Origin of the sequence: Pseudomonas lurida, assembly GCF_013522705.1 — a bacterium.
GTDB lineage: Bacteria > Pseudomonadota > Gammaproteobacteria > Pseudomonadales > Pseudomonadaceae > Aquipseudomonas > Aquipseudomonas quebecensis.
Window position 1 is genome coordinate 33,091 of sequence record NZ_JAAMRE010000010.1, and the last position, 25,176, is coordinate 58,266.

At 60.5% G+C, this 25,176-nt stretch carries 20 protein-coding genes and 2 tRNA genes; 13 read left to right on the forward strand and 9 right to left on the reverse strand.

All coding sequences use genetic code 11. The features are described 5' to 3' along the window. The first annotated feature begins 52 nt into the window (after positions 1-52). The 5 genes from xerD to G7025_RS10865 all read left to right on the forward strand — a co-directional run bounded on the left by xerD (position 53) and on the right by G7025_RS10865 (position 5,696). Positions 53-949: a site-specific tyrosine recombinase XerD gene (gene xerD / locus G7025_RS10845; protein ID WP_181078911.1), complete on the forward strand. Its 897-nt coding sequence runs from the start codon at positions 53-55 to the stop codon at positions 947-949. Positions 950-1,089: 140 nt separating this feature from the next. Further along, positions 1,090-1,821 (forward strand): thioredoxin fold domain-containing protein, encoded by a 732-nt coding sequence (locus G7025_RS10850; RefSeq protein WP_181078913.1) that lies wholly within the window; start codon positions 1,090-1,092, stop codon positions 1,819-1,821. Between the two features lie 129 nt (positions 1,822-1,950). Then, complete coding sequence (locus G7025_RS10855; protein ID WP_181078915.1) at positions 1,951-3,255, forward strand: homoserine dehydrogenase; 1,305 nt, start codon at positions 1,951-1,953, stop codon at positions 3,253-3,255. A 103-nt stretch (positions 3,256-3,358) separates the two neighbouring features. Beyond that, on the forward strand, positions 3,359-4,768 hold the full coding sequence (thrC, locus tag G7025_RS10860; protein WP_181078917.1) for a threonine synthase: 1,410 nt from the start codon (positions 3,359-3,361) through the stop codon (positions 4,766-4,768). A 643-nt stretch (positions 4,769-5,411) separates the two neighbouring features. Beyond that, positions 5,412-5,696, forward strand: a complete 285-nt coding sequence (locus tag G7025_RS10865) for a DUF3509 domain-containing protein (protein WP_181078919.1) — start codon at positions 5,412-5,414, stop codon at positions 5,694-5,696. Positions 5,697-5,954: 258 nt separating this feature from the next. Here the strand turns inward: G7025_RS10865 and G7025_RS10870 are convergent, their stop codons facing one another. Then, the gene (locus tag G7025_RS10870) at positions 5,955-7,154 is read right to left on the reverse strand and encodes a CaiB/BaiF CoA transferase family protein (protein ID WP_181078921.1); all 1,200 of its coding nucleotides are present in this window, start codon (positions 7,152-7,154) and stop codon (positions 5,955-5,957) included. 147 nt (positions 7,155-7,301) lie between these two features. Here G7025_RS10870 and G7025_RS10875 point away from each other — a divergent pair, with 147 nt between their 5' ends. Together G7025_RS10875 and recJ are read left to right on the forward strand one after the other, a co-directional pair. Next, complete coding sequence (locus G7025_RS10875; RefSeq protein WP_181078923.1) at positions 7,302-7,844, forward strand: YaeQ family protein; 543 nt, start codon at positions 7,302-7,304, stop codon at positions 7,842-7,844. 62 nt (positions 7,845-7,906) lie between these two features. Further along, positions 7,907-9,616 carry a single-stranded-DNA-specific exonuclease RecJ gene (gene recJ, locus G7025_RS10880; RefSeq protein WP_181078925.1) on the forward strand — a complete coding sequence of 570 codons (1,710 nt, stop codon included), beginning with the start codon at positions 7,907-7,909 and terminating at the stop codon, positions 9,614-9,616. Positions 9,617-9,676: 60 nt separating this feature from the next. On the opposite strand, the gene G7025_RS10885 is transcribed toward recJ, so the two are convergent. The 4 genes from G7025_RS10885 to G7025_RS10900 all read right to left on the reverse strand — a co-directional run bounded on the left by G7025_RS10885 (position 9,677) and on the right by G7025_RS10900 (position 14,226). Then, a complete protein-coding gene (locus G7025_RS10885; protein WP_181078927.1) occupies positions 9,677-10,957 on the reverse strand; it encodes a virulence factor family protein in 1,281 nt (426 codons plus the stop codon). Continuing rightward, positions 10,957-13,599, reverse strand: coding sequence for a bifunctional lysylphosphatidylglycerol flippase/synthetase MprF (gene mprF / locus G7025_RS10890; RefSeq protein ID WP_181078929.1), 2,643 nt, complete (start codon positions 13,597-13,599; stop codon positions 10,957-10,959). The genes G7025_RS10885 and mprF overlap by 1 nt, the downstream gene beginning before the upstream one ends. A 266-nt stretch (positions 13,600-13,865) precedes the next feature. Further along, positions 13,866-13,942 (reverse strand) — tRNA-Met (locus tag G7025_RS10895). Between the two features lie 207 nt (positions 13,943-14,149). Continuing rightward, positions 14,150-14,226 (reverse strand) — tRNA-Met (locus G7025_RS10900). A 279-nt stretch (positions 14,227-14,505) separates the two neighbouring features. Here G7025_RS10900 and dinB point away from each other — a divergent pair. Next, positions 14,506-15,564 carry a DNA polymerase IV gene (gene dinB / locus G7025_RS10905; RefSeq protein ID WP_181078931.1) on the forward strand — a complete coding sequence of 353 codons (1,059 nt, stop codon included), beginning with the start codon at positions 14,506-14,508 and terminating at the stop codon, positions 15,562-15,564. 62 nt (positions 15,565-15,626) lie between these two features. Here the strand turns inward: dinB and G7025_RS10910 are convergent, their stop codons facing one another. The 4 genes from G7025_RS10910 to G7025_RS10925 all read right to left on the reverse strand — a co-directional run bounded on the left by G7025_RS10910 (position 15,627) and on the right by G7025_RS10925 (position 20,384). Further along, the gene (locus G7025_RS10910) at positions 15,627-16,580 is read right to left on the reverse strand and encodes a hypothetical protein (protein WP_181078933.1); all 954 of its coding nucleotides are present in this window, start codon (positions 16,578-16,580) and stop codon (positions 15,627-15,629) included. 20 nt (positions 16,581-16,600) lie between these two features. Beyond that, on the reverse strand, positions 16,601-18,316 hold the full coding sequence (locus tag G7025_RS10915; RefSeq protein WP_181078935.1) for a proline--tRNA ligase: 1,716 nt from the start codon (positions 18,314-18,316) through the stop codon (positions 16,601-16,603). Between the two features lie 138 nt (positions 18,317-18,454). Further along, positions 18,455-19,987, reverse strand: coding sequence for an AmpG family muropeptide MFS transporter (locus G7025_RS10920; RefSeq protein WP_181078937.1), 1,533 nt, complete (start codon positions 19,985-19,987; stop codon positions 18,455-18,457). Positions 19,988-20,030: 43 nt separating this feature from the next. Then, complete coding sequence (locus G7025_RS10925) at positions 20,031-20,384, reverse strand: MGMT family protein (protein ID WP_181078939.1); 354 nt, start codon at positions 20,382-20,384, stop codon at positions 20,031-20,033. A gap of 162 nt (positions 20,385-20,546) precedes the next feature. On the opposite strand from G7025_RS10925, the gene G7025_RS10930 reads away from it, so the two are divergent. From G7025_RS10930 to groL, 5 genes are all read left to right on the forward strand, one after another. Further along, positions 20,547-21,554: a DUF481 domain-containing protein gene (locus G7025_RS10930; RefSeq protein ID WP_181078941.1), complete on the forward strand. Its 1,008-nt coding sequence runs from the start codon at positions 20,547-20,549 to the stop codon at positions 21,552-21,554. 94 nt (positions 21,555-21,648) lie between these two features. After that, positions 21,649-22,380, forward strand: coding sequence for a HugZ family pyridoxamine 5'-phosphate oxidase (locus G7025_RS10935; protein ID WP_181078943.1), 732 nt, complete (start codon positions 21,649-21,651; stop codon positions 22,378-22,380). A gap of 66 nt (positions 22,381-22,446) precedes the next feature. Further along, complete coding sequence (locus tag G7025_RS10940; RefSeq protein ID WP_181078945.1) at positions 22,447-22,923, forward strand: FxsA family protein; 477 nt, start codon at positions 22,447-22,449, stop codon at positions 22,921-22,923. A gap of 246 nt (positions 22,924-23,169) precedes the next feature. Beyond that, positions 23,170-23,466: a co-chaperone GroES gene (locus tag G7025_RS10945; RefSeq protein WP_017846112.1), complete on the forward strand. Its 297-nt coding sequence runs from the start codon at positions 23,170-23,172 to the stop codon at positions 23,464-23,466. Between the two features lie 49 nt (positions 23,467-23,515). After that, positions 23,516-25,162, forward strand: coding sequence for a chaperonin GroEL (groL, locus tag G7025_RS10950; RefSeq protein WP_181078947.1), 1,647 nt, complete (start codon positions 23,516-23,518; stop codon positions 25,160-25,162). Positions 25,163-25,176: the final 14 nt, after the last annotated feature.

Sequence of the window (25,176 nt, forward strand, 5' to 3'; positions counted from 1 at the left end):
TTAAGGTCCGCGCTAGGATCTACCCTTCCGCTATTTACCTGTTCGAGCTCCCATGCCTGCCATTGACCACCCTTTGATCGACCGCTTCCTCGACGCCCTTTGGCTGGAGAAAGGCTTGTCGGATAACACGCGCCAGGCCTATCGCAGCGACCTGGCCTTGTTCAACGGCTGGTTGCAGGATAAAAACCTCGAACTGATTAATGCGGGTCGTGAGCTGATCCTCGATCATCTGGCCTGGCGCCTGGAGCAAAACTACAAACCCCGTTCCACTGCCCGATTCCTCTCGGGTGTGCGTGGCTTTTATCGCTATCTGCTACGCGAAAAACTCATCAGCCTCGACCCGACGCTGCAAATCGAGATGCCACAGTTGGGCCGGCCGCTGCCTAAATCCCTGTCGGAAGCCGACGTCGACGCTTTGCTCAATGCCCCCGACCTCAGCGAAGCCATCGGCCAGCGCGATCGCGCCATGCTGGAAGTGCTGTACGCCTGCGGCCTGCGGGTGACCGAACTGATCAGCCTGACCCTGGAGCAGGTCAACCTGCGCCAGGGCGTACTGCGGGTAATGGGCAAGGGCAGCAAGGAGCGGCTGGTGCCGATGGGAGAGGAGGCGATTGTGTGGGTTGAGCGCTATATGCGCGATGGTCGCAGCGAATTGCTCGGCGGGCGCCCCAGCGATGTGCTGTTCCCCAGCCAGCGCGGCGAGCAGATGACGCGCCAGACCTTCTGGCATCGCATCAAGCATCAGGCCAAGGTCGCCGGGATCGGCAAGACCCTGTCGCCGCACACGTTGCGTCATGCTTTCGCCACCCATTTGCTCAACCATGGCGCGGATTTGCGCGTGGTGCAGATGCTGCTCGGACACAGCGACTTATCCACAACCCAGATTTATACCCATGTAGCGCGCGCACGGTTGCAGGATCTGCACGCCAAGCACCATCCGCGTGGGTGAAAACCGCCAATTTGTCCCGCCACGGGCTGCCCTGCGGCCCAACTGTGGTAGGCTTTGCCGGTTAGCAAAGGGGACGGCACAGGCCCGTGTTTCCAGACCGGCGCTCCTTCCCGTCCCTGCGTCTGCCTTCAGGAGTTTCCATGCGCTTGACCCAGATTATTGCCGCCGCAGCGATTGCGTTGGTTTCCACCTTTGTCGTCGCGGATGACGCGGCCGAACAGACCATTCGCAAGAGCCTGGCCAACCTGCAGCTCGACACCCCGATCGAAAGCATCAGCGCCAGCCCCATGGCCGGCCTGTATGAGGTCAAGCTCAAGGGCAGCCGCGTGCTGTATGCCAGTGCCGACGGTCAGTACATCGTCCAGGGCTACCTGTTCCAGCTCAAGGACGGCAAGCCGGTCAATCTGACCGAGAAGGCCGAGCGCCTGGGTGTGTCCAAGCTGATCAATGGCATTCCTGTGGCTGAAACCGTGGTGTACCCGGCGGTTGGCGAAACCAAGACCCACATCACCGTGTTCACCGACACCACCTGCCCGTATTGCCACAAGCTGCACGCCGAAGTGCCTGCGCTGAACAAGCTGGGCGTGGAAGTGCGCTATGTAGCGTTCCCGCGCCAGGGCCTGGGTTCGCCGGGTGACGAGCAGTTGCAGGCTGTATGGTGTTCGGCCGACAAGAAGGCCGCCATGGACAAGATGGTCGACGGCAAGGAAATCAAGGCCGCTAAATGCGCCAATCCGGTTTCCAAGCAGTTCGCCCTCGGCCAGTCCATCGGTGTGAACGGCACGCCGGCCATCGTATTGGCAGACGGCCAAGTGATTCCGGGCTACCAGCCGGCGCCACAAGTTGCCAAACTGGCGCTGAGTGCCAAATAAACCAGCATCGTCGAACCTTTGACGATCATGGCCCGCGGATAAGTCGGCGGGCCATTAATTGAAAGCCGCGGTTGTGCGGCTGTTTTCCACGGCCGACCTAGCGTCGGCCGTTTCATGGGGAGTTCTTCAGTGAAACCGGTCAAAGTAGGCATCTGTGGGTTAGGGACCGTCGGTGGCGGTACCTTCAACGTTCTTCAGCGTAACGCTGAAGAAATTTCGCGCCGTGCAGGGCGTGGAATTGAAGTGGCACAAATTGCCACGCGTTCGCCAAAGCCTCAGTTCCAAACGACCGGTATTGCGATTACCCACGATGTCTTCGCCGTGGCCACCAACCCCGAGATCGATATCGTCATCGAACTGGTGGGTGGCTACACCGTGGCCCGCGAACTGGTGCTCAAGGCCATCGAGAACGGCAAGCATGTGGTCACCGCCAACAAGGCGCTGATTGCCGTGCATGGCAACGAGATCTTTGCCAAAGCCCGCGAGAAGGGCGTGATCGTGGCGTTCGAAGCCGCGGTAGCCGGCGGTATCCCGGTGATCAAGGCGATCCGTGAAGGCCTGTCCGCCAACCGTATCAACTGGGTGGCCGGTATCATCAACGGCACCGGTAACTTTATCCTCACCGAAATGCGCGAGAAGGGCCGCACCTTCGAAGACGTGCTCGCCGAGGCCCAGGCCCTGGGCTACGCCGAAGCCGACCCGACGTTTGACGTGGAAGGCATCGACGCGGCGCACAAGCTGACCATCCTGGCGTCCATCGCCTTTGGTATCCCGCTGCAATTCGACAAGGCCTACACCGAAGGCATCACCAAGCTGACCACCGCCGACGTCAACTACGCCGAAGCCCTGGGCTATCGCATCAAGCACCTGGGCGTGGCCCGCAGCACGCCGGCGGGTATCGAGTTGCGTGTGCACCCGACGCTGATCCCGGCCGACCGCCTGATCGCCAACGTCAATGGCGTGATGAACGCTGTGATGGTCAACGGCGACGCCGCCGGCTCGACCCTGTTCTACGGCGCCGGCGCCGGCATGGAGCCGACTGCTTCGTCGGTGATCGCCGATCTGGTGGACGTGGTTCGCGCCATGACCAGCGACCCGGAAAACCGCGTGCCGCACCTGGCCTTCCAGCCGGACTCGCTCTCCGCCCATCCGATCCTGCCGATCGAAGCCTGCGAAAGTGCCTACTACCTGCGCATCCAGGCTCAGGATCACCCTGGCGTATTGGCTCAGGTGGCCAGCATCCTGTCGGAGCGCGGCATCAACATCGAATCGATCATGCAGAAGGAAGTCGAGGAGCAAAATGGCCAGGTGCCAATGATCCTGCTGACCCACCGTGTGCTGGAACAACACATCAACGATGCCATCCAGGCTCTTGAAGCTCTCCAGGGCGTAGTTGGGCCGGTAGTCCGGATTCGCGTCGAACATTTGAATTAATTCAGCTGCAAGCGCCAAGCTGCAAGCTTCAAGTAGAAGCAGATCTGCTCTAACTTGAAGCTTGTCACTTGAAGCTTGAAGCCCAAACCGAAGGTTTGCCCCTATGCGCTACATCAGCACCCGCGGCCAGGCACCGGCCCTGAATTTCGAAGACGTCCTGCTGGCGGGGCTCGCCACCGACGGCGGCCTGTACGTGCCGGAAAACCTGCCGCGCTTTACCCAGGAAGACATTGCTTCGTGGGCCGGCCTGCCGTACCACGAGCTGGCGTTTCGGGTGATGCGCCCGTTCGTCACCGGCAGCATCCCGGATGCCGATTTCAAGAAGATTCTGGAAGAGACCTACGGCGTGTTTTCCCACAGCGCCATCGCACCGTTGCGTCAGTTGAACGGCAACGAATGGGTGCTGGAGCTGTTCCACGGCCCGACCCTGGCATTCAAGGACTTTGCTCTGCAATTGCTGGGTCGCCTGTTGGACTACGTGCTGGCCAAGCGTGGCGAGCGTGTGGTGATCATCGGCGCCACGTCCGGTGATACCGGCTCGGCGGCGATCGAAGGCTGCAAGCACTGCGAAAACGTCGACATCTTCATCCTGCATCCACACCAGCGCGTGTCGGAAGTGCAGCGTCGCCAGATGACGACTATCTTCGGCGAAAATATCCACAACATCGCCATCGAAGGCAATTTCGATGACTGCCAGGAAATGGTCAAGAACAGCTTCGCCGACCAGAGCTTCCTCAAGGGCACGCGTCTGGTGGCGGTGAACTCGATCAACTGGGCGCGGATCATGGCCCAGATCGTCTACTACTTCCACGCCGCCCTGCAGCTGGGTGGCCCGGCGCGTTCGGTGTCGTTCTCGGTGCCGACCGGCAACTTCGGCGACATCTTCGCCGGCTACCTGGCGCGTAACATGGGCCTGCCGATCAACCAGTTGATCGTCGCCACCAACCGCAACGACATCCTGCACCGCTTCATGAGCGGCAACCAGTATGTCAAGGAAACCCTGCACGCCACATTGTCGCCGTCCATGGACATCATGGTGTCGTCGAACTTCGAGCGTCTGCTGTTCGACATGCATGGTCGCAACGGTGCGGCCATTGCCGGCTTGATGGACACATTCAAGAGTGGCGGTGGTTTCAGCGTTGATGAAGAGCGCTGGACCGAAACCCGCAAGCTCTTCGATTCCCTGGCCGTGGACGATGCGCAGACCTGCGAAACCATCGCCGAAGTCTACGCCCACACCGGCGAGTTGCTCGACCCGCACACCGCCATCGGTGTAAAGGCCGCCCGCGAATGCCGTCGCAGCCTGGATATCCCGATGGTGATCCTCGGCACCGCCCACCCGGTCAAATTTCCGGAAGCGGTGGAGCAGGCCGGGGTCGGCAAGGCTCTTGAACTGCCGGCGCATCTCACAAACCTGTTCGAGCGCGAAGAGCGCTGCACGGTGTTGGCCAATGACCTGAAGGTTGTGCAGGCGTTTGTGAGCCAGCATGGCAATCGCGGTAAGCCTTTGTAAGGCCCATCGCGAATGCAAAAACGCCGCTTTCCCTGCCTTGGGTCAGCGGCGTTTTCGTTTCTGGCAGGCCCGGTCTCGCGTTACGAGAATAGTTTCTGCGCGACCACGATGACTGTGCCCACAGCGGCATAGAAGCCTGTCGCGATAGCCACCGGGTACCAGAACGTCTCACACGTTATCTTCAGCGATTCTGCGTGAAGTTTGTTTTGCTCTGCATTCATGCGTGATATCTCGGCATTCATCCGTGACACCTAGGCAAAAATACGAGACACCTCTGCGTGCATTCTGTCTGTCGACGTCTGCGGTTCATTGTGTTCCGCCATCGCTATTTATCCTTCGCAATATGGGCCTTTTGACATGCGCTTGTGTCTGCACCGCAGCGCGGCCAGCGCTTATCGAGTATAGGATTCAGCGTCAGCCTCAGCCTTGGCGCCCGGCAAACCCCAAAACAGCAGCCCATTGCGTAAGCATTTATGTGCCGCCGTTTTTTGCCTGTCATGTTGCAAGCGCATGCTGGAGACGTCATCCCCCGGCGACCCCACATAAACAAAAAAGCGAACTTTCCTACGTCACAACCAGTCACTAAGGAAAGATGCAGCTCCCGTTTACAAGAATGTTTGCGAACTATTGAGTGGTGATCGAGATGGAAATTATCAGCCTATTGCTCGAAGAAGCACTGAGCCCTTATCAGGTGACGTTGACCACCGCGGGTATGCAGGATGAGTGCTTGGTGACTGTCAGGAACCCTGCTGACGCGATCGTGGTCGAGCGTGAATTCGATCGCGCACAGTTGATGGACAAGCGCGGGCTGGTGGATGTGGTGGATTGCCTGTTGCGCGATATCAAAATCGCCGAAGGGCGGCTGGAACCGTCGGTGATCGCCGCGCTGCGCAATGCCGCCCAGACTCGCGGCGCCGTGCGCGCATGAAGAATTGTTTATTTATGGAAACTTCCTACAGCGTGCCCGGTCAGATTTCGTAACAGCAAGAGCAAACATTGTGCTCCGGTGTTTGTGGCTTGTTGTACTGGTCTTGTTGTAGGCCACGTTTAACCCCGAAGTGTCTCCCCACTCTTCGGGGTTTCTTTTTGCCTGCGATTTGTCAGGGCGGGGGCGACGCTACGCCCCCGCCAGCCTTCTGTGCGCCCAGGCCGAACCGAGCAAGCCTTCGCCTGTGCCGATGGCGTATCAGATCGCGCCTTCCTCACGCAGGCGTGCAATCGCCGCCGTGTCGTACCCCAGCTCGCTCAGGACTGCGCCGTTGTGCTCGCCCAGCTGCGGGCCGACCCACTCGCAGCTGCCGGGCGTGTCCGACAGCTTGGGCACTATGCCAGGCATTTTGAAATCCTTGCCGCCGGGCAGTTGTGCCTTGAGGAACATTTCCCGGGCCAGAAACTGCGGGTCTCCCAGCATGTCCTCGGCGCTGTAGATGCGACTGGCAGGCACCTCGGCCTGGTTCAGTTGCGCTATGACCTGATCCAGCGGCAGGGCGTTGACCCAGCGGTCGATCACGCCGTATAGCTCATCGCGGCGACTGTCGCGACCGTCGTTGCTGGCCAGTTGGGGATCGTTGGCCAGGTCGTCACGACCGATGGTCGCCATGAAACGCTTGAAGATTGCGTCGCCATTGGCGCCGATCTGTACATGCTTGCCGTCTGCGCTGGTGTGGATCGAGGAGGGCGTGATGCCGGGCATGATGTTGCCGGTGCGTTCGCGGATGAAGCCGAACACGTCGAACTCGGGAATCATGCTTTCCATCATGGCGAAAATGGCTTCATACAGCGCCACATCGACCATCTGGCCCTGGCCGCCGTTGACCTCGCGATGCCGCAGCGCCATCAGCGCGCCGATTACCGCCCACAACGCCGCGATAGAGTCGCCGATGGAAATCCCGGTGCGTACCGGCGGGCGGTCTTCGAAGCCCGTGATATAACGCAGCCCGCCCATGGATTCGCCCACCGCGCCGAACCCTGGCTGGTCCTTCATCGGCCCGGTCTGGCCAAAACCCGACAGCCGCACCATCACCAGTTTCGGGTTGAGCGCGTGCAGGGTCTCCCAGCTCAGGCCAAGTTTTTCCAACACGCCGGGACGGAAGTTTTCGATCAGAATGTCGGCATCCGCCAGCAGTTGCTTGAGAATGGCCAGGCCATCCGGGTGTTTGAGGTTCAACGTCAGGGATTTCTTATTGCGCGCCTGCACGAACCACCAAAGCGATGTGCCTTCATACAGCTTGCGCCATTTGCGCAGCGGATCGCCGCCGTCCGGGGATTCGACCTTGATCACCTCGGCGCCGAATTCCGCGCAGATACGTGAGGCGAACGGGCCTGCGATCAGGGTGCCGAGTTCGATGACTTTCAGGCCGGCAAGCGGTTTGGCATTAAACGACATGGGGATCCTTGGCTGCGCAGAACAGGTGTGTGATGCCTTTTAACATAGGCGAGGGCCCAGGGATAAGGCGGATGCAGCGCAGTATTCGTGGATTGGCGTCGCCATCGGTTAGACTGGCCGCCTTTCCTTGTCTCTAGAAGCCCGTTCATGGCCCAGCCGTCCACGACCTACAAATTCGAACTTAACCTCACCGACCTCGATCGCTCGGTGTACGAGAGTGTCAAACAGACCATCGCTCGCCATCCGTCGGAGACTGAAGAACGCATGACCGTGCGGCTCCTGGCCTACGCGCTTTGGTACAACGAGCAGTTGTCGTTTGGCCGTGGCCTGTCAGATGTAGACGAACCGGCCTTGTGGGAGAAAAGCCTGGATGACCGTGTATTGCACTGGATCGAAGTCGGCCAGCCCGATGCCGACCGCCTGACCTGGTGCTCGCGTCGCACCGAGCGCACCAGCCTGCTGGCGTACGGTAGCCTGCGCGTGTGGGAAGGCAAGGTGGTGCCGGTGGCCAACAACCTGAAGAATGTGCACATCGCAGCCGTACCGCATGAGGTCCTCGAGACCCTGGCCAAGGACATGCCCCGCGTGATCAAGTGGGACGTGATGATCAGCGAAGGTACGATCTTCGTCACCGACGACCGCGGCCAGCATGAAGTGCAACTGCAATGGCTGGTCGGCGAACGCGATTGAGTTCAGTTGATTTCAGCCTTGCTGTTTAACCGTTGTATTAGAAGAGAAGCGCCCGTCACCCCATGCGTATCGATCCCCGCCCATTGCCCGCCGTCCTGCCGTTTCTCGGTGAACTGCCCCCGCTGTTGACCCGCCTCTACGCCGCGCGCGGGGTGCAGTCCGAGGCCGAGCTGGACAAGAGTTTGGCGCGGTTGATTCCCTATCAGCAGCTCAAGGGCATCGACGCGGCGGTGGATCTGCTGGTGACGGCGCTGGAGCAGCGCCAGCGCATCCTGATCGTGGGCGACTTCGACGCCGATGGCGCCACGGCCAGCGCCGTCGGCACTCTGGGCCTGCGGCTGCTGGGCGCTGCCCATGTCGACTACCTGGTGCCCAATCGCTTCGAATACGGCTACGGCCTGACGCCGGAAATCGTCGCCGTGGCCCTGCAGCGCGAGCCGCAATTGCTGATCACCGTGGACAACGGTATCTCCAGCGTCGAAGGCGTGGCCGCGGCCAAGGCGGCCGGGCTGAAGGTATTGGTGACCGATCACCACTTGCCGGGGGAAGAGTTGCCGGCGGCGGATGCTATCGTCAACCCGAACCAGCCGGGGTGCACCTTCCCCAGTAAAGCCTTGGCCGGTGTCGGCGTGATCTTCTACGTATTGATGGCCCTGCGCGCGCGCCTGCGCGAGTTGGGCCGATACGCGAACACACCGCAGCCCAATATTGGTGATCTGCTCGATCTGGTTGCCCTGGGCAGCGTCGCGGACGTGGTGCCCCTGGACGCCAACAACCGCATCCTGGTGCATCAAGGGCTGGAGCGCATCCGCGCCGGACGGGCGCGGCCGGGGATCAAGGCGATCCTGGAGGTGGCCAAGCGCGACGCGGTGCGAATCACCTCCACCGACCTCGGCTTTATTCTCGGACCACGGCTCAATGCCGCCGGGCGCCTGGATGATATGAGCCTGGGCATCGAATGCCTGCTCACCCGAGATGTTGCCGCGGCGCGCGAGATGGCCGCACAACTGGACGGCATGAACCAGGACCGCAAATCCATCGAGCAAGGCATGCAGCGCGAGGCCCTGGCCCAGCTCAAGGACTTGCCGGTGGACTCCATGCCCTATGGCCTGTGCCTGTTCGACCCGCAGTGGCACCAAGGAGTAATCGGTATCCTGGCGTCGCGCATGAAAGAGCGCTACTTCCGGCCGACCATCGCCTTTGCCGACGCCGGGGACGGCCTGCTCAAAGGCTCAGGGCGCTCTGTGCCGGGTTTTCACATCCGCGACGCCCTGGCCGTGGTTGCCAGCCAGCATCCCACGCTGATCGCGAAATACGGCGGGCACGCGATGGCGGCGGGGCTGACATTGCCTGAGGAAAACTTCCCACTGTTCGCGCAAGCCTTCGATGCCGAAGTGCGTCGCCAATTGCGCGAAGAAGACCTCACGGGCCGCCTGCTGTCCGACGGCACTCTGGCGGTGGAGGAATTCCACCTGGAACTGGCCCGCGCTCTGCGACATGCCGGCCCATGGGGGCAGCACTTTCCCGAGCCGTTATTTCATGGCGTGTTCCAGTTGGTGGAGCAACGTGTGGTGGGGGAGCGCCACCTGAAAGTGGTGCTCAAGAGTGAGTGCGGTTCGGTGAAGCTCGACGGCATCGCGTTCGGGGTGGATCGGGAGGTCTGGCCGAACCCGACGGTGCGTTGGGTGGAACTGGCCTACAAGCTGGATGTGAACGAGTTCCGGGGCAATGAAACCGTGCAACTGATGATCGCGCATATCGAGCCGCGCTGACCAAACAAAGGTGGGAGGGGGCAAGCCTCCTCCCGCATTTTGATTCCTGTAAGGCCGATTTTATTCGGTTTTGGCCTGGTGCTTGACGATGATATCCACCAACCGTTTGGCCAGCGCCGGATAATTTTCGTCGAAGTGATGCCCGCCCGGCAGCTTCAAGGCTTCACCCACGGCGGTCTTGTCGGTGCAGCCGCTCTCGTCGACTTCTTCGGCACCGTAGATGCACACCACCTTGTCTGCCGGCAGCTTGGCCATTTCGGGTCCGGTGGCGGCTTCTTTACCGGCGTTACCCAGCCAGCCTTCCACTTCGATTTCAAAGCTGCCGGTACGGGCGAAGGCCAGCAGGATGATTGCATCGACCCGCTGTTGCTCGTTCTCCGGCAGGCGATTGTAAATGGCCGGCAGGACGTCGGCGCCGAAGGAGTAGCCGGTCAGCACGAAGCGCTTGGTGCCCCACTTTTGCCGGTAGTGCTGCATCAGTTCGGTGAGGTCTTTAGCGCTTTGTTCCGGCGTCTTGTGCTGCCAGTAGTAGCGCAGGGTGTCGATGCCGACCACCGGGTAGCCGATCTTGGCCATCTCGCTGGCTACGTCGCGGTCCAGGTCGCGCCAGCCGCCATCACCGGAGAGGAACAGCGTTACCGTGTCCTTGGCCTGGCCGGCCGGCACTTCGACCACCGGGATCGCCAGCCCGCCGTTGTCCGAACCGACCAATTGCTTGCGCAGTTCGTTGTTCAGCACTTGCGGGTAATGAATGTCGTAGTCGCTGATGCTGGTGGTGGCGCGCGGCGTATCACGTACGAAGCTGGCGCTTTCATCGTCAGGGTTGTCATTCCATGCCACCAGCCAGTTGCCGTGGGCGGCGGTTTTCGGCAACGGATCCTTGCACCCTTCCTGCACAAGCGCAAAGCCGACCGAGATGGCGTTGGCCTTGTCGTCGTTCTGTGTGGCCAGCCAGCGCCAGGCCAGTGCTGCGCCAGGGCCGATGCCGCTGACCAGGGTGGCCGGGCCCTTGAGCTGCGCCAGGGCCTCTTGCAGGGCTTGTTCCTGCAGTTTGCAGTCATCCTTGGGCAGCACCACTTGCACGATCTGCGCCTTGCCGCCCTGGCTCAGGGCCAGCAGTTGGCTGTCGGCCAGCACGTCGTCGGCCAGCACGGCCACGATCACGCGGGCTTTGGCGGCGCCGGCCGGGGTCACACGGGTCAGCGCCGCGCCATCGGCCTGGGGCAATTGCTCCAGAGTGGGCTGCGGGGCAGGGCGGTTCCAGTACCAAAAGCCGCCACCCAGGATCAGGGCGAGCAGCACTACTAAGGCCAATACATACCGCCAGGAGCGTCGAATCATCAGCGTTTCACCAATCCAGTCAAGCCGCCCGCGATGAGGGCGGCGGTATCGGCCAGTGCCACCAGCGGATCGAGTCCTGCGGGCACGGCCATATAGCGAGGTTCCCAGTCAGGCTGGAATTTGTCTTTGAAGCGGCGCAAACCTTGAAAGTTATACAGTTGCTCGCCGCGACGGAACACCATCGAGCCCAGGCGTTGGGTCAATGGGGCGCCGCGTCGTGGTTGCAGGCCCGACAACGGCACCATGCCGAGGCTGAAGCGGGCGTAGCCATGGTTCTTATAGTGTTGAATCAGGCCGACCATCATGAACTCCATGGTCAGCTTGGGCGCGTCCGGGTGCGCACGCATCAGGTCCAGACTGGCCAGGTCATGGTTGTAGGTTTCGAGCAGGTTGGCGAAGGCCACCGGGCGCCCTTCGAAGCGAATGATCGCGATGCGAAAGTGCTTGAGGTAGTCATCACTGAAGCGCCCCAGGGAAAAGCCTTTTTCGCGCACATTCTTACCGGTAAGCCAGGCGTCCGAGATAACTTTTAATTCATCCATCGGCGCCGTGCCCGGCTCGCAGATCTCCAGGGACAGGCCATCCCGGGTGCCACGGTTCCAGGTGTAGCGCAAATCCTTCATCTCTTTGCCCTTGGCTTCCAGGTCAAAGCGCTTGAGGTCCACGCGGGCTTCCTCGCCCAGCTTGATCGCGGTCAGGCCGATGTCCATGTAGTACGGCAGATTCTCCGCCCGCACCTGGTAGAACACCGGGCGCGCATGGTGGATGTCGCACAGGTCGCGGAACTGCCAGATCATCTCGGCGCGTTGTTGGGTCGGCCCGATCGGGTCGTACAGGGCCACCAGGCTGCGCCCACGGCGGGCGTACATCAGGAACGCTTCGTCATTGGGGTGGAAGAGCAGGGCTTTGTCTCCCGTCAACGCCAGGCCACCGTCGGGTTGGGACGAGGCCATCAGGATCCTGGTAGCGCGCTCCAGTTCTTCCGGCGTGGGCAGATGGATCACGGGGCGCGCAGTACGCAGCAGCCAGGTCAGCGACACGATCACCAACAGCACGGCGGCGCCGAGCAAGGAGCGCAGGCCACGCGGGGCGTTGGCGTCGAGGGTGAACTGCCACCAGAGTTGGTGGCTGTAGGGGACGTCCTGGTAGGCAAACAACAGCAGCCAGATCGAGGCGCCCAGCACGCATACGCTGGCCACCAGGTACAGCGGCGAAAACGGCAGTTCGGTCAGGCGACTGGCGCGGTAGAACGAACGTCGGAAGATCGCCAGCAGCACCGCGGTCATGGTCATCAGACTGGCTTCTTCCCAGTCGAAGCCTTTAAGCAGCGAAAGCAGGGCGCCCACCAACAGCAACACCATGGTCAGCATCCAGGCGGCCGACAGGCGTCGACGCAGGCCCTGGGCGAGCAGCAGGCACAGCACGCCGATCAGGCTGGCACCGAAGTGGGAGGCGTCAATCAGGCGGTGGGGAATCAGGAAGCCGATGTTTTCCAGGCGTGAATCGATCTCCGGCGTGGCGCCGGAAAACAGCAGGACCACGCCGGACAAAAAAACCAGTACGGCCAGCACCGGGGCCGCCAGGCCCGAGGCCACTCGCAGGCTCTGCTGGGTCTGGAACAGGCGCTGGGCCTCATTGACCAGCAGGAAAACGCAAGCGATCAGCAGTGGCAGCACCACGTAGATCATGCGATAGAGCAGCAACGCCGCCGCCAGTGGCGCGGCGCCGAGCTTGTCGGCGAAGGCTGCGAGCAGGATCGCCTCGAACACTCCCACACCGCCCGGTACGTGGCTGAGCACACCTGCGGCCAGGGCCAGCAGGTAGACCAGCAGGAACGGGCCGAAGGGCGGCGCTTCCGGCAGCAGCATATAAAGGACGGCGGCGGCGGCGGCAACATCCAGTGCGGTAATGACCAGTTGCAGGAAGGTCAGGCGACGACCCGGCAGGCGCAGGGTGCGGCGGCCGACCTTGACCAGCAGGTTGTCCGGATAGGGCTGTTCCGGCAAACGACGGCGATAGATACCGATGCACAGCGCGGCCGACAGTATCAGCACCGCGCCGGCAATACCGCCGAGCAGTATTTGCGGCAGATGCAGATAGCTGGAGGCGGCCGGCAGGTTGCTCAATGTCGCGATCGCGGCCAGCGGCGGCAGGGCAGTGCCCAAGGCCAGGCTGGCAAACACCGTCATGCGGGCTACTTCCGAGGCCCCGATGCCATGGCGTGCATAGAGACGGTAGCGCACCGATCCGCCCGAGAGCATCGACAGGCCAATGGCATTGCCGATGGCGAAGGCGGTAAAGCCGCCGAGGGCCAAGGTCTTGGCGGGCAGGTTTACCCCTGCGTAGCGGGCGCCGGAAAACTCATAGCCCAGCAGGATCACAAAGCCGGCGACGGCCGCAGCGAAGGCTCCCAGCAAGGCTGGCTTGGGCACTTCCAGGATCGAGTCGTGGAGAGCGTAGAGATCCAGTTCCAGCAACAGATGTCGGCAGGCGATCAGGGCGATGGCGAACAGCAGCAACGTCACTGCCAGGCCGATCGGCTGTCGGTATTTGCTCAACAGATCGAGCCAGCGCAAACGGGTGGGGGCGATCGGTTGGGTTGCTGTGACGGAATCTTGTGGTTCAGACGAGTTGGCGCGCATCAATCACCTCGTGGATTGTGCGCGACAGGATGGAGGTATCCAGCCAAGTTACCAATCCCTATGGACAAAATAATTACAAATATTAACGCGTATCACCGGGTGCGGCGACTGCGGCCATTGGTCGTAGAGGAGTAAGCATAGCGCGTGATCAGATGGACTCCACAAACCGTGTGCGGTTTCATGAAATATGCCATCTCATTGTTTCAGAAGAACTTTTTCTTCAGATACAAAAAAGGCCACTCTTTCGAGCAGCCTTTTTTGATGTTTGGTTGCGGGAGCCGGATTTGAACCGACGACCTTCGGGTTATGAGCCCGACGAGCTACCAGACTGCTCCATCCCGCGTCTGTGGGCGGCATTCTACAGTCCAGCGGCGAGGTGTCAACCGTTAATGGCCCGATGGGTCAAATAAGTGTGAATCGGAGGCTGCATACCGGTCAGGAGCGCTAAGTGCGCGGCGACTAAAGATTTTTTTGTCTTACAATTTTCGTACAGATGTAAAACAGGCAGGCACAAAAAAGGCCACTCTTTCGAGTAGCCTTTTTTGATGTTTGGTTGCGGGAGCCGGATTTGAACCGACGACCTTCGGGTTATGAGCCCGACGAGCTACCAGACTGCTCCATCCCGCGTCTGTGTGTCGGCATTCTACAGAGGAACGCGAGTGTGTCAACCTGTGATTGCAAGAAAAGCGCTTTGGGTTCAATCGGTTAGCGCTCGATAACGGCTTCCTTGACCGCACGGGCCCAGGCAGGCCGAGGGTTTCAGCTCTATTGCGCGGCTGGTTTCGATTGAGAAATTAAATCTCATCAGGAAAATTCCTACCGCTCAGACGGAAGATTCAAACTACTGGTGCTATATACAGGGGGTGAGTGCGATACTGAACGCCCGTTGGATTACCCCTTCTATTTATGACGCAGCGCAAAATCATCCACGTCGACTGTGATTGCTTCTACGCCGCCATCGAGATGCGCGATGACCCGAGCCTGGCCCGCAAGCCACTGGCCGTGGGCGGCTCGGCGGATCGGCGCGGGGTGATCGCCACGTGCAACTATGAAGCACGGGCCTACGGTGTGCGTTCGGCAATGTCGTCACGGCATGCCCTGAAGCTGTGCCCGGACCTGACCATCGTCAAGCCGCGCATGGATGCCTATAAAGAAGCGTCGAAGGAAATTCACACGATCTTTCGCGACTATACCGATCTGATCGAACCGCTTTCACTGGATGAGGCTTACCTGGACGTTTCCGACAGCCCGCATTTTGGCGGCAGTGCTACGCGCATCGCCCAGGACATCCGCCGTCGGGTTTCTAACCAACTGCACATCACCGTGTCTGCTGGCGTGGCGCCGAACAAGTTCCTGGCCAAGATCGCCAGCGACTGGAAGAAGCCTAACGGCCTGTTTGTGATTACCCCGGACCAGATTGAAGATTTCGTCTCCCAGCTGCGTGTGAGCAAGCTTCATGGGGTGGGCAAGGTCACCGCCGACAAGCTGGCACGCCTGGGTATCGAGGACTGTCTGCAACTGCGAGAGTGGAACAAGCTGGCGCTGGTGCGTGAATTCGGCAGTTTTGGCGAGCGACTATGGAGTCTGGCCCGTGGGATTGATGAGCGCGCGGTGCAGAATGACAGCCGGCGACAATCCATCAGTGTGGAAAATACCTACGATACCGACCTGCCGGATCTCTCAAGTTGCCTGGCCAAGCTGCCTGAGCTGATGGAAACTCTGGCCGGGCGCATGGCGCGCATCGACAGCAGTTATCGCGCGGGCAAGCCGTTCGTTAAGGTGAAGTTTCATGACTTTACCCAGACCACCTTGGAGCAGGCCGGGGCAGGGCGGGATCTGGAGAGTTATCAGCAGCTACTGTCCCAGGCGTTCAATCGCGGTGGGAAACCAGTGCGTTTGCTGGGGATTGGCGTGCGCTTGCTGGACCTGAGTGGCGGTAACGAACAGTTAGAGTTCGCCTGGTAGAAACCGCCAGTCAAAATGTGGAAGGGGCTCCTCCCGCATTTGATCTCCAACCCTTTGCGCTCTCAGCGTGCGCCTGGATCCGCTACGAGTCGCCCTGCATCCTTGGTCAACGCCTGCAAAAATTCCTGCTGCAACTCAGGATCATTGCGGGTCAGTTCGATCAGGCTTTGTTCCAACTCGCTGGCTTCTTCTTCCAGGCCCAACTCCGACAAGCGTTTGACGCGGTGCACCCACTGGCTGACTTCGTCGTCTTCCAGGTCGTCGTAGATCAAACCGTGGGCTTCGAGCAACTTGCCACGCAGGGTGTGGCTGATGGCCAATGTCGAATCCACGTGCACATCGTCCTGACCATCCTCCACATTGATCTTCAAGGTGGTGACGTGGTTCAGGTCCTGCTCGGCAAAGGGGCTGTCCAGCAAATTCAGGCGCAGCACGCCGTTGCGGTCGGTGGTCAGCTCATGGGTCTGTTTGCCGGCAGTGACCTGGACCGGACGTTCGCTCCAGGGCAGGCTCGAATACTCCAGGCGCTTGTCGCGCTGGACTTCATCGATACCGGCCAGATTCTGCTGCGCGCGACCATGAGACTGCACGTTCATGAATGGGTTGAGCCCGTCCACGCCGTAGATCAGCCAATCATGGGTCACGCTCGTCGGCAGGTTGCCGAGGGCGAAGATGTTCGCCACGTTGGCGCCTGCACCTGCTACCAACGCCACCGCACCCAGTGGCATTTCATACACTTCGCGCCAGGGTTGGTAAGGCGTATAGCGGTCATAACGACGGGTGACTTCGAACTCGGTGACCTCAAAGGTCTTTTGTTCGTGAATGCGCACCCGGCGTTGCGGCAGTTCCAGCACTTTGGGCTCGCCTACATCGATCTGCAGGCTGTGATCGAGCAATTTGCGCTCGACCCGCTCCTCGTGCTCGCTGCGTTGCGACATCTGATTGGCGCAGCCGCTGACCAGCAGGGCGCCGCACAAGGCGGCGCCCCCCAGGGCTCTGGTGTTTCGCTTGAACATGACTTCTCTTGATCTGGTTTTCAGCGACGAATACGCGCCTGAAGGAAAGACAGCACGTCAGCCACCGGCAACGGTTGGGCTTCGGCTTCGGTCCGGCTCTTGTATTCCAGATTGCCATCGGCCAGGCCGCGGTCGCTGACCACGATCCGGTGAGGGATGCCAATCAGTTCCATGTCGGCGAACTTGATGCCAGGGCTGGTTTTCTTGTCCCGGTCATCAAGCAACACTTCAAAACCGGCGGCCGTCAGTTCGGCATACAGTTTGTCGGTGGCTTCGCGTACTTGCTCGGTTTCATAGCGCAGCGGTACCAGCGCCACTTGGAACGGCGCCAGGGCGTCACTCCAGATGATGCCTTTCTCGTCGTTGTTCTGCTCGATGGCAGCCGCCACCACGCGGGACACGCCAATACCGTAGCACCCCATTTCCAGGGTGATCGGCTTGCCGTTCTCGCCCAGCACTTCGCACTTCATCGCTTTGCTGTATTTGTTGCCCAGCTGGAAGATATGCCCGACTTCGATGCCGCGCTTGATTTCCAGGGTGCCCTTGCCGTCCGGACTAGGGTCGCCGGCCACCACGTTGCGCAGGTCGGCGACGGTGGGAACCGGCAGGTCACGCTCCCAGTTCACGCCGAAATAGTGCTTGTCATCGATGTTGGCGCCGATACCGAAGTCGCTCATCAGCTCGACCGAGCGGTCGATGATGATCGGCAGCGGCAGGTTCAGCGGGCCGAGGGAACCGGCGCCGGCGCCAATGGCGTCGCGCAGCTCGGCATCGGTGGCCATGACCAGTGGGTTGGCAACGCCCGGCTGCTGGGCGGCCTTGATTTCATTGAGTTCGTGGTCGCCACGGATCACCAGCGCGATCAGCTTGCCTTCTTCTTCAGCGTGCACGATCAGCGTCTTGATGGTCTTTTCAATCGGCAGATTGAATTTTTCCACCAGGGCCGCGATGGTCTTGGTGTCCGGGGTGTCCACCAGGCGCAGTTCTTCGGTCGGGGCAGGGCGCGAGGTTTCCCGTGGCACGGCCTCGGCTTTCTCGATGTTCGCCGCGTAGTCGGAGCCGTTGCTGAACACGATATCGTCTTCGCCGGACTCGGCCAGTACGTGGAATTCGTGGGAGCCGGCGCCGCCGATGGAACCGTTATCCGCTTCAACCGGGCGGAATTTCAGGCCCAGGCGCGTGAACACGTTGCAATAGGCCTGGTGCATGCGGTCGTAGGTGACTTGCAGGGACGCCTGGTCAGCGTGGAACGAATAGGCGTCCTTCATGATGAATTCACGCCCGCGCATCAAGCCGAAGCGTGGGCGGATTTCATCACGGAATTTGGTCTGGATCTGATACAGGTTCAGCGGCAACTGTTTATAGCTGCTCAGCTCGTTGCGCATCAGGTCGGTGATCACTTCTTCATGGGTCGGGCCGGCGCAGAAATCGCGGCCATGACGGTCCTTGAAGCGCAGCAACTCAGGGCCGTACTCTTCCCAACGTCCGGATTCCTGCCACAGTTCGGCCGGCTGAGTGCTCGGCATCAACACTTCCAGGGAGCCGGCGGCGTTCATTTCTTCACGAACGATGGCTTCGACCTTGCGCATCACCTTCAAGCCCATGGGCAACCAGGTGTACAGGCCCGAGGCCAGTTTGCGGATCATGCCGGCGCGCAGCATCAGTTGGTGGCTGATCACGACCGCATCGGAAGGCGTTTCTTTCTGTGTGGCGAGCAAATATTGACTGGTACGCATGGTAGGCCGTTGTCGGTTGCTTGAACTTGAAATGACTTGGGATTGTACGGGCGCGGGCTGCCGGAGTACAGGCATCAGAATGCAGAGGGGTATGTGGGAGGAGGCAAGTCGAATCGTCGCAACGCCCCTCCCACATTGTCAGTCCTCAGCCGGCGGACTCAACCGAATCCGCCGATTCTCCTGATACCAGTGCAACGCGATCAGCAGCAGCGTCGGCACCCCCAGCATGCAGGTGATCAGGAAGAAGTTGTGGTAGCCGAACTTCTCCACCATCACCCCCGAATACCCGCCGATCAGGCGCGGCAACAACAGCATGATCGAGCTGAGCAGCGCATATTGGGTAGCGGAGAACTTGAGGTTGGTCAGGCTCGACAAGTAGGCCACGAAGGCCGACGTGGCCAGGCCCGAGCTGAAGTTATCCAGTGAGATGGTGAAAATCAGCATCTGCAGGTCCGGGCCCATGTCGGCGAGCATCACGAACAGCAGGTTGGTGCCGGCCGACGCTACGCCACCGATGAACAGGATCGGCAGGATGCCGAAGCGCACAATCAGCAGGCCGCCCATGCCGGCGCCGAGCAGCGTCATGATCAGGCCGAAGATTTTGCTGACCCCGGCAATCTGGTCCTTGGTAAAGCCTTGGTCGATGTAGAACACATTGGCCATCACGCCCATGACCGTGTCGGACATGCGATACGTTGCGATCAGGCCCAGCAGCAGCAACGCCTGCCAGCGATAGCGCAGGATAAAGTCGTTGACCGGTGTCAGCACCGGCGCCAGGCCACGCCGGCCCATGGCCGACAGGCACAGGCTGGTGAGCGTGATATAGAGGATGGCCCGCAGGAACGCGCGGTCTTCCATCAGCAGGTCCCACAGGCTCACGCCCTGGAAGAGCACACTGGCGAAATCGGTGTTGTATAACTGGGTGAACATCGCCGGTACCGACACCAGCAGTACGATCAGCACGAACACCGACACCAGTTGATGCACGAAGCTGTAGCGGCCGGCCTGCAACTGGGTGCGCAGTGGCACATTGGGCTCGCGCATGAGCAGGGTGGTCAGCAAGGCTGGAATCATCAGCACGCCGAACAGCACATAGGTGCCGGTCCACGCCGAGTGTTTGTAGTTGAAGCCGGTGGAGCCGAAACCTTCGGCGAAAAACAGTGCGCCAGCGGTGGCCAGCAGCGCGGCGATCCGATAACCGGACATATAGCTGGCGGCCAAGGCAGCCTGGCGACTGTCGTCGGCGATTTCCAGGCGATAGGCGTCGACCGCAATGTCCTGGGTAGCGGAGGCAAAGGCGACGATCACTGCAATGGCGATCAGCCAGGACAAATGCTTCTGCGGATCGCAGAAGCCCATGCCGATCAAGCCCAGGATCACCAGCGACTGGGCCAGCACCAGCCAGGAACGACGCCGCCCGAGTTTGCCGAGCAGCGGCAGGCGCCATTGGTCGAGCAGCGGTGACCAGACCCATTTGAAGGCGTACGCCAACCCGATCAGGCTGGCATAACCGATGGTTTCGCGGGCCACACCGGCTTCGCGCAACCACACCGAAAGCGTCGAGAACACCAACATGTAAGGCATGCCGGCAGCGAAGCCGAGCAACAACAGCACTAACGTCGAGGGGCTGGCATAGGCAGCGAGCGCGGCGCGCCAGGTTTTACGGGGCATGGGCTGGAGTCTGCCTCAGATTCACGGAAACAAAGCGCGCACTCTAACCGCTGTGCTCTACCGGGCGCCAGCCATGGCGCTGAATATCAACGCGATTGTTCAGGATACTGACGCCTTCGCTGCGCAAACGCGCACGTTGTTCGTCGCCCGAGGCGCTGCCGACCGGCAGGCTTATCCGACCGCCGGCACCCAGCACACGATGCCAGGGCAAGCGCGTGTCTTCGGGGAGCTGGCTCAAGGTGCGGCCCACCCAGCGAGCCGCGCGCCCTAAACCGGCCAGGTGCGCCAGCTCGCCGTAGCTCACCACGCAGCCTTCGGGCACTTGTGCCAGCGTCAGGTACAGCGCTGTGCGGCGTATCTCGGCAGGGCTTTGTTCAGGCTCGAGTGTGGGATTCACTGTGGCGCTATCCGTTTAAAACGTCAGTAATAATGTAAGAAACGTCTGTGAATATGGCGGTGAGAATTGAACTCATCTGCGATCCTTGAGTCAGTGCTTGCTAAGACGTGATCTAACACGATAATGCCCTCTTTTCGCCACGCCCGAGCCTCGAATCCGCTTATGTTGTCCAGAACCCTGCTGTGCCTTGCTGTTCTCAGTGCCTCAACGCCTCTGCTTGCCGATACCGTCTGGTTGAAAAACGGTGATCGCCTGACCGGCAAAATCAAACTGTTCGACGGCGGCAAGTTGCTGATCCAGACCGCTTACGCCGGCGCTGTGCCCGTGGACTGGAAGCAGGTCAAAACCCTGGAAAGCGACCAGGAACTGCTGGTCAAGCAGGATGCCTACAGCGGCGAGAAGGCCAAGTCCCTCCACGCGGCGGAAGACGGCAAGGTGGTGCTGGCCAATGGCGAGGCACCCAAGACCGTGGAGCTGGCGAGCATTCAGCAGATCATCAAGCCAAAGCCTGTGATCGAGGACCTGGTATGGAAGGGCAACGTCGACCTGGCCCTGGATTACAAGCGCGCCGAGAAAGACACCAACGACTACGATATCGATTTCAAGACGTCCGCGCGTCATGGTCAATGGCGCCATACCGGGCAGGGCGAGTACAACCGCGAATTTCAGGACGATGTGACCACCACCGACAACTGGGCGCTGGAATACGACCTGGACCGTTTTCTCACCGAGCACTGGTTCTGGCAAGGGCGTCTGACCTACAAGCGCGACAAGGTTGAAGACCTGGCTCGCCAGCGCACCGTGGGTACCGGCCCTGGCTACCAGTTCTGGGACGATGAACTGGGCGCTTTCTCCCTCGGCTCGCTGGTCAACCGAACCGACTATGAATATGCCGACGGCGGCAAAGACAACTTCTATTCCCTGGCCATGAAGTGGAACTACAACCGCTACCTGGTGGGCAAGACCGTTGAGTTCTTCACCAACGGCGAACTGGGCAAGCCTATCGATGCACCGGCCGAGTACTCGTTGGATGCGGAAATGGGCCTGCGCTACAAAGTCACCGAGTGGGCATCGCTCAACCTCAAGGCCGAGCGCGATGTGATCAGCGGCGACTCCCAGAGCAGCCTGAGCAAAACCCGCTACACCGCTGGGTTCGGCGTGGCCTGGTAATCGAGCCCCTGGCAACCGCGGCCTTTATTGATTACCTTGTGTTGAGATCCATTCCCATACGCAGTGGGCGGCTGAATACCCGAGGAGTCATACGTTGAGCGCACAGGTTGCCAGGAACGCCCGAGAGCTGTTGCTCAAGGAATACCGTGGGGCTCTCTCCACATTGTCCAAAGCCATGCCCGGCTTTCCCTTTGGATCGGTGGTGCCGTACTGCCTGGACGAGCAGGGCCGGCCATTGATTCTGATCAGCCGTATCGCCCAGCACACCCATAACCTGCAAAAAGATCCCAAGTGTTCTCTGCTGGTCGGCGAGCGCGAGGCGGACGATGTGCAGGCAGTGGGGCGCCTGACCTACCTGGCCGAAGCCGAAAAACTGCAGGACGCCACCGCCGTCGAGGCAGCGGCCGAACGCTACTACCGCTACTTTCCCGAGTCGGCCAACTACCACAAGGCGCACGATTTTGATTTCTGGGTGCTCAAGCCGGTGCGTCACCGCTATATAGGCGGGTTCGGCGCGATCCATTGGCTTGATCAGCTGACCCTGGCCAACCCTTTCGCCGGCACGGCCGAGCGCAGCATGGTCGAGCACATGAACAGCGACCATGCCAAGGCGATTGCGCATTACGTGGCACTTGCCGATTTGCCTGCCGGCGAGCCCGCGCAGTTGGCCGGGATCGACAGTGAGGGCATGCACCTGCGCATTGGTCAGTCGTTGCACTGGCTGCCGTTCGCAACGTCTTGCAACACGCCGACACAGGTGCGCGAAGCCCTGGTTTCATTGGCTCATGCCGCTGCCTGGCCGAAAAAAACGGCGTCCGACGCTTGAATTCACGAAACGGCGACGTCATCTAAGGTGGACTGGCAAGGCATTCTTGCGTTGAGGAACCATTTGATGCGCCCTTTTTTATTGCTCTTTCTGCTGTTCCCGGTGTTGGAGCTGTTCGTCTTCGTTCAGGTCAGCAGTGCGATCGGGTTTTTCCCGGCATTGCTGTTGATCATTCTAGGCTCGATGCTTGGCGTTCTAGTGCTGCGCGTCGCCGGACTGGCTACGGCATTACGTGCCCGGGAAAGCCTGAACCGCGGCGAGTTGCCCGCCCAGACCATGCTGGAAGGCCTGATGATGGCCCTGGCCGGTGGGCTGTTGATCCTGCCGGGTTTCATCAGCGACGCAGTCGGTCTGGTGATGCTGCTGCCGGTCACCCGCAAATTGCTGGCCGGCAAAATGCGCCAGCGCGCCGAAGAGGCCGCGATTCGCCAGCGTGCGTTCGCCGACGACCTGCAGCCTCGTGGTGGCCCGGCCCCGCGCCAGCCTCTGGGCCGTGAAGGCGATGTGATCGAAGGCGAGTTCGAGCACCGCGACGGCAAATAACCCCCACCCACACGGCACCTTCAGGTGCCGTGCTGCATTTACCGGCTCCCTGGACATAAAAAATTTCATTCGCGGGCCCTTGTAATAAGCACAGGCGCCCTTATGTAACGGTCACCGCAAGGTTTCTGGTGGTGACACTAGACAGACTTCCGCGTTTCGCCCAGCGAACCGCGACCGGCACCGCCGGAATTTAACCCGCCGGAATTGATACCGGCCGATGAAAAACACAATTAGGAGAGATCGACAATGAGCAAGCTTCGTCCTCTGCACGACCGCGTCGTCATCCGTCGCAGCGAAGAAGAAAAGAAAACCGCTGGCGGCATCGTTCTGCCAGGTTCGGCTGCTGAAAAAGCCAACCACGGTGTGATCGTCGCTGCGGGTCCGGGCAAGACCCTGGAGAACGGTGAAGTACGCGCGCTGGCCGTGAAAGTGGGTGACAAGGTTGTTTTCGGCCCTTACTCCGGTAGCAACACTGTGAAAGTCGACGGCGAAGACCTGCTGGTAATGGCTGAGAACGAAATTCTCGCTGTACTGGAAGGCTGATTTCCCGCTCATTTTCCCGTTACGTCAAAGTATTTAAGGAATATCGATCATGGCTGCTAAAGAAGTTAAATTCGGCGACTCCGCCCGCAAGAAAATGCTCACTGGTGTCAACGTTCTGGCTGACGCAGTAAAAGCGACCCTGGGCCCGAAAGGCCGTAACGTGATCATCGAGAAGAGCTTCGGCGCTCCGACCATCACCAAGGACGGCGTTTCCGTCGCCAAAGAAATCGAACTGGAAGACCGTTTCGAAAACATGGGCGCGCAGCTGGTCAAAGACGTTGCCTCCCGTGCCAACGATGACGCAGGCGACGGCACCACCACCGCCACCGTTCTGGCTCAGTCGATCGTCAACGAAGGCCTCAAGGCCGTTGCTGCCGGCATGAACCCGATGGACCTGAAGCGCGGTATCGACAAGGCGACCATCGCCATCGTCAAAGAGCTGAAGAACCTGTCCAAGCCATGCGCCGACACCAAGGCCATCGCTCAGGTGGGTACCATCTCCGCCAACTCCGACAACTCCATCGGCGACATCATTGCCGAAGCCATGGAAAAAGTCGGTAAAGAAGGCGTGATCACCGTTGAAGAAGGCTCGGGCCTGGAAAACGAACTGTCGGTTGTAGAAGGCATGCAGTTCGACCGCGGCTACCTGTCTCCGTACTTCGTCAACAAGCCTGACACCATGGTTGCCGAGCTGGACAGCCCGCTGATCCTGCTGGTCGACAAGAAAATCTCCAACATCCGCGAAATGCTGCCGGTGCTGGAAGCTGTTGCCAAAGCCGGTCGCCCACTGCTGATCGTGGCTGAAGACGTTGAAGGCGAAGCCCTGGCGACTCTGGTTGTGAACAACATGCGTGGCATCGTCAAAGTCGCCGCCGTCAAGGCGCCAGGCTTCGGCGATCGTCGCAAGGCCATGCTGCAGGACATCGCCGTCCTGACCGGCGGTACCGTTATCTCCGAAGAGATCGGCCTGAGCCTGGAAAGCGCCACCCTGGAAAACCTGGGTAGCGCCAAGCGTGTGACCCTGTCCAAGGAAAACACCATCATCGTTGACGGTGCCGGCGTTGAAGGCGACATCGAGTCGCGCATCAACCAGATCCGTGCCCAGGTTGCCGAAACTTCCTCGGACTACGACCGTGAAAAACTGCAAGAGCGTCTGGCCAAGCTGTCCGGCGGCGTTGCAGTGATCAAGGTTGGCGCCGGTTCCGAAGTTGAAATGAAAGAGAAGAAGGCCCGCGTTGAAGACGCCCTGCACGCAACCCGTGCAGCCGTTGAAGAAGGTGTGGTACCTGGCGGTGGCGTTGCGCTGATCCGTGCCCTGGAAGCCCTGACTGACCTGACCGGCGACAACGCTGACCAGAACGTCGGCATCGCTGTACTGCGTCGCGCTGTTGAAGCACCACTGCGCCAGATCGCTGCCAACTCCGGCGACGAGCCAAGCGTTGTGGTCAACGAAGTCAAGAACGGCAAAGGTAACTACGGTTACAACGCTGCGACTGGCGTCTACGGCGACATGATCGAAATGGGCATCCTGGACCCAACCAAGGTAACCCGTTCGGCGCTGCAGGCAGCATCCTCCATCGGCGGTCTGATCCTGACCACCGAAGCGGCGATCGCTGATGCACCGAAGAAAGAAGGCTCGGCTGGCGGCGGTATGCCAGACATGGGCGGCATGGGTGGCATGGGCGGCATGATGTAAGCCAGCCTTACCCC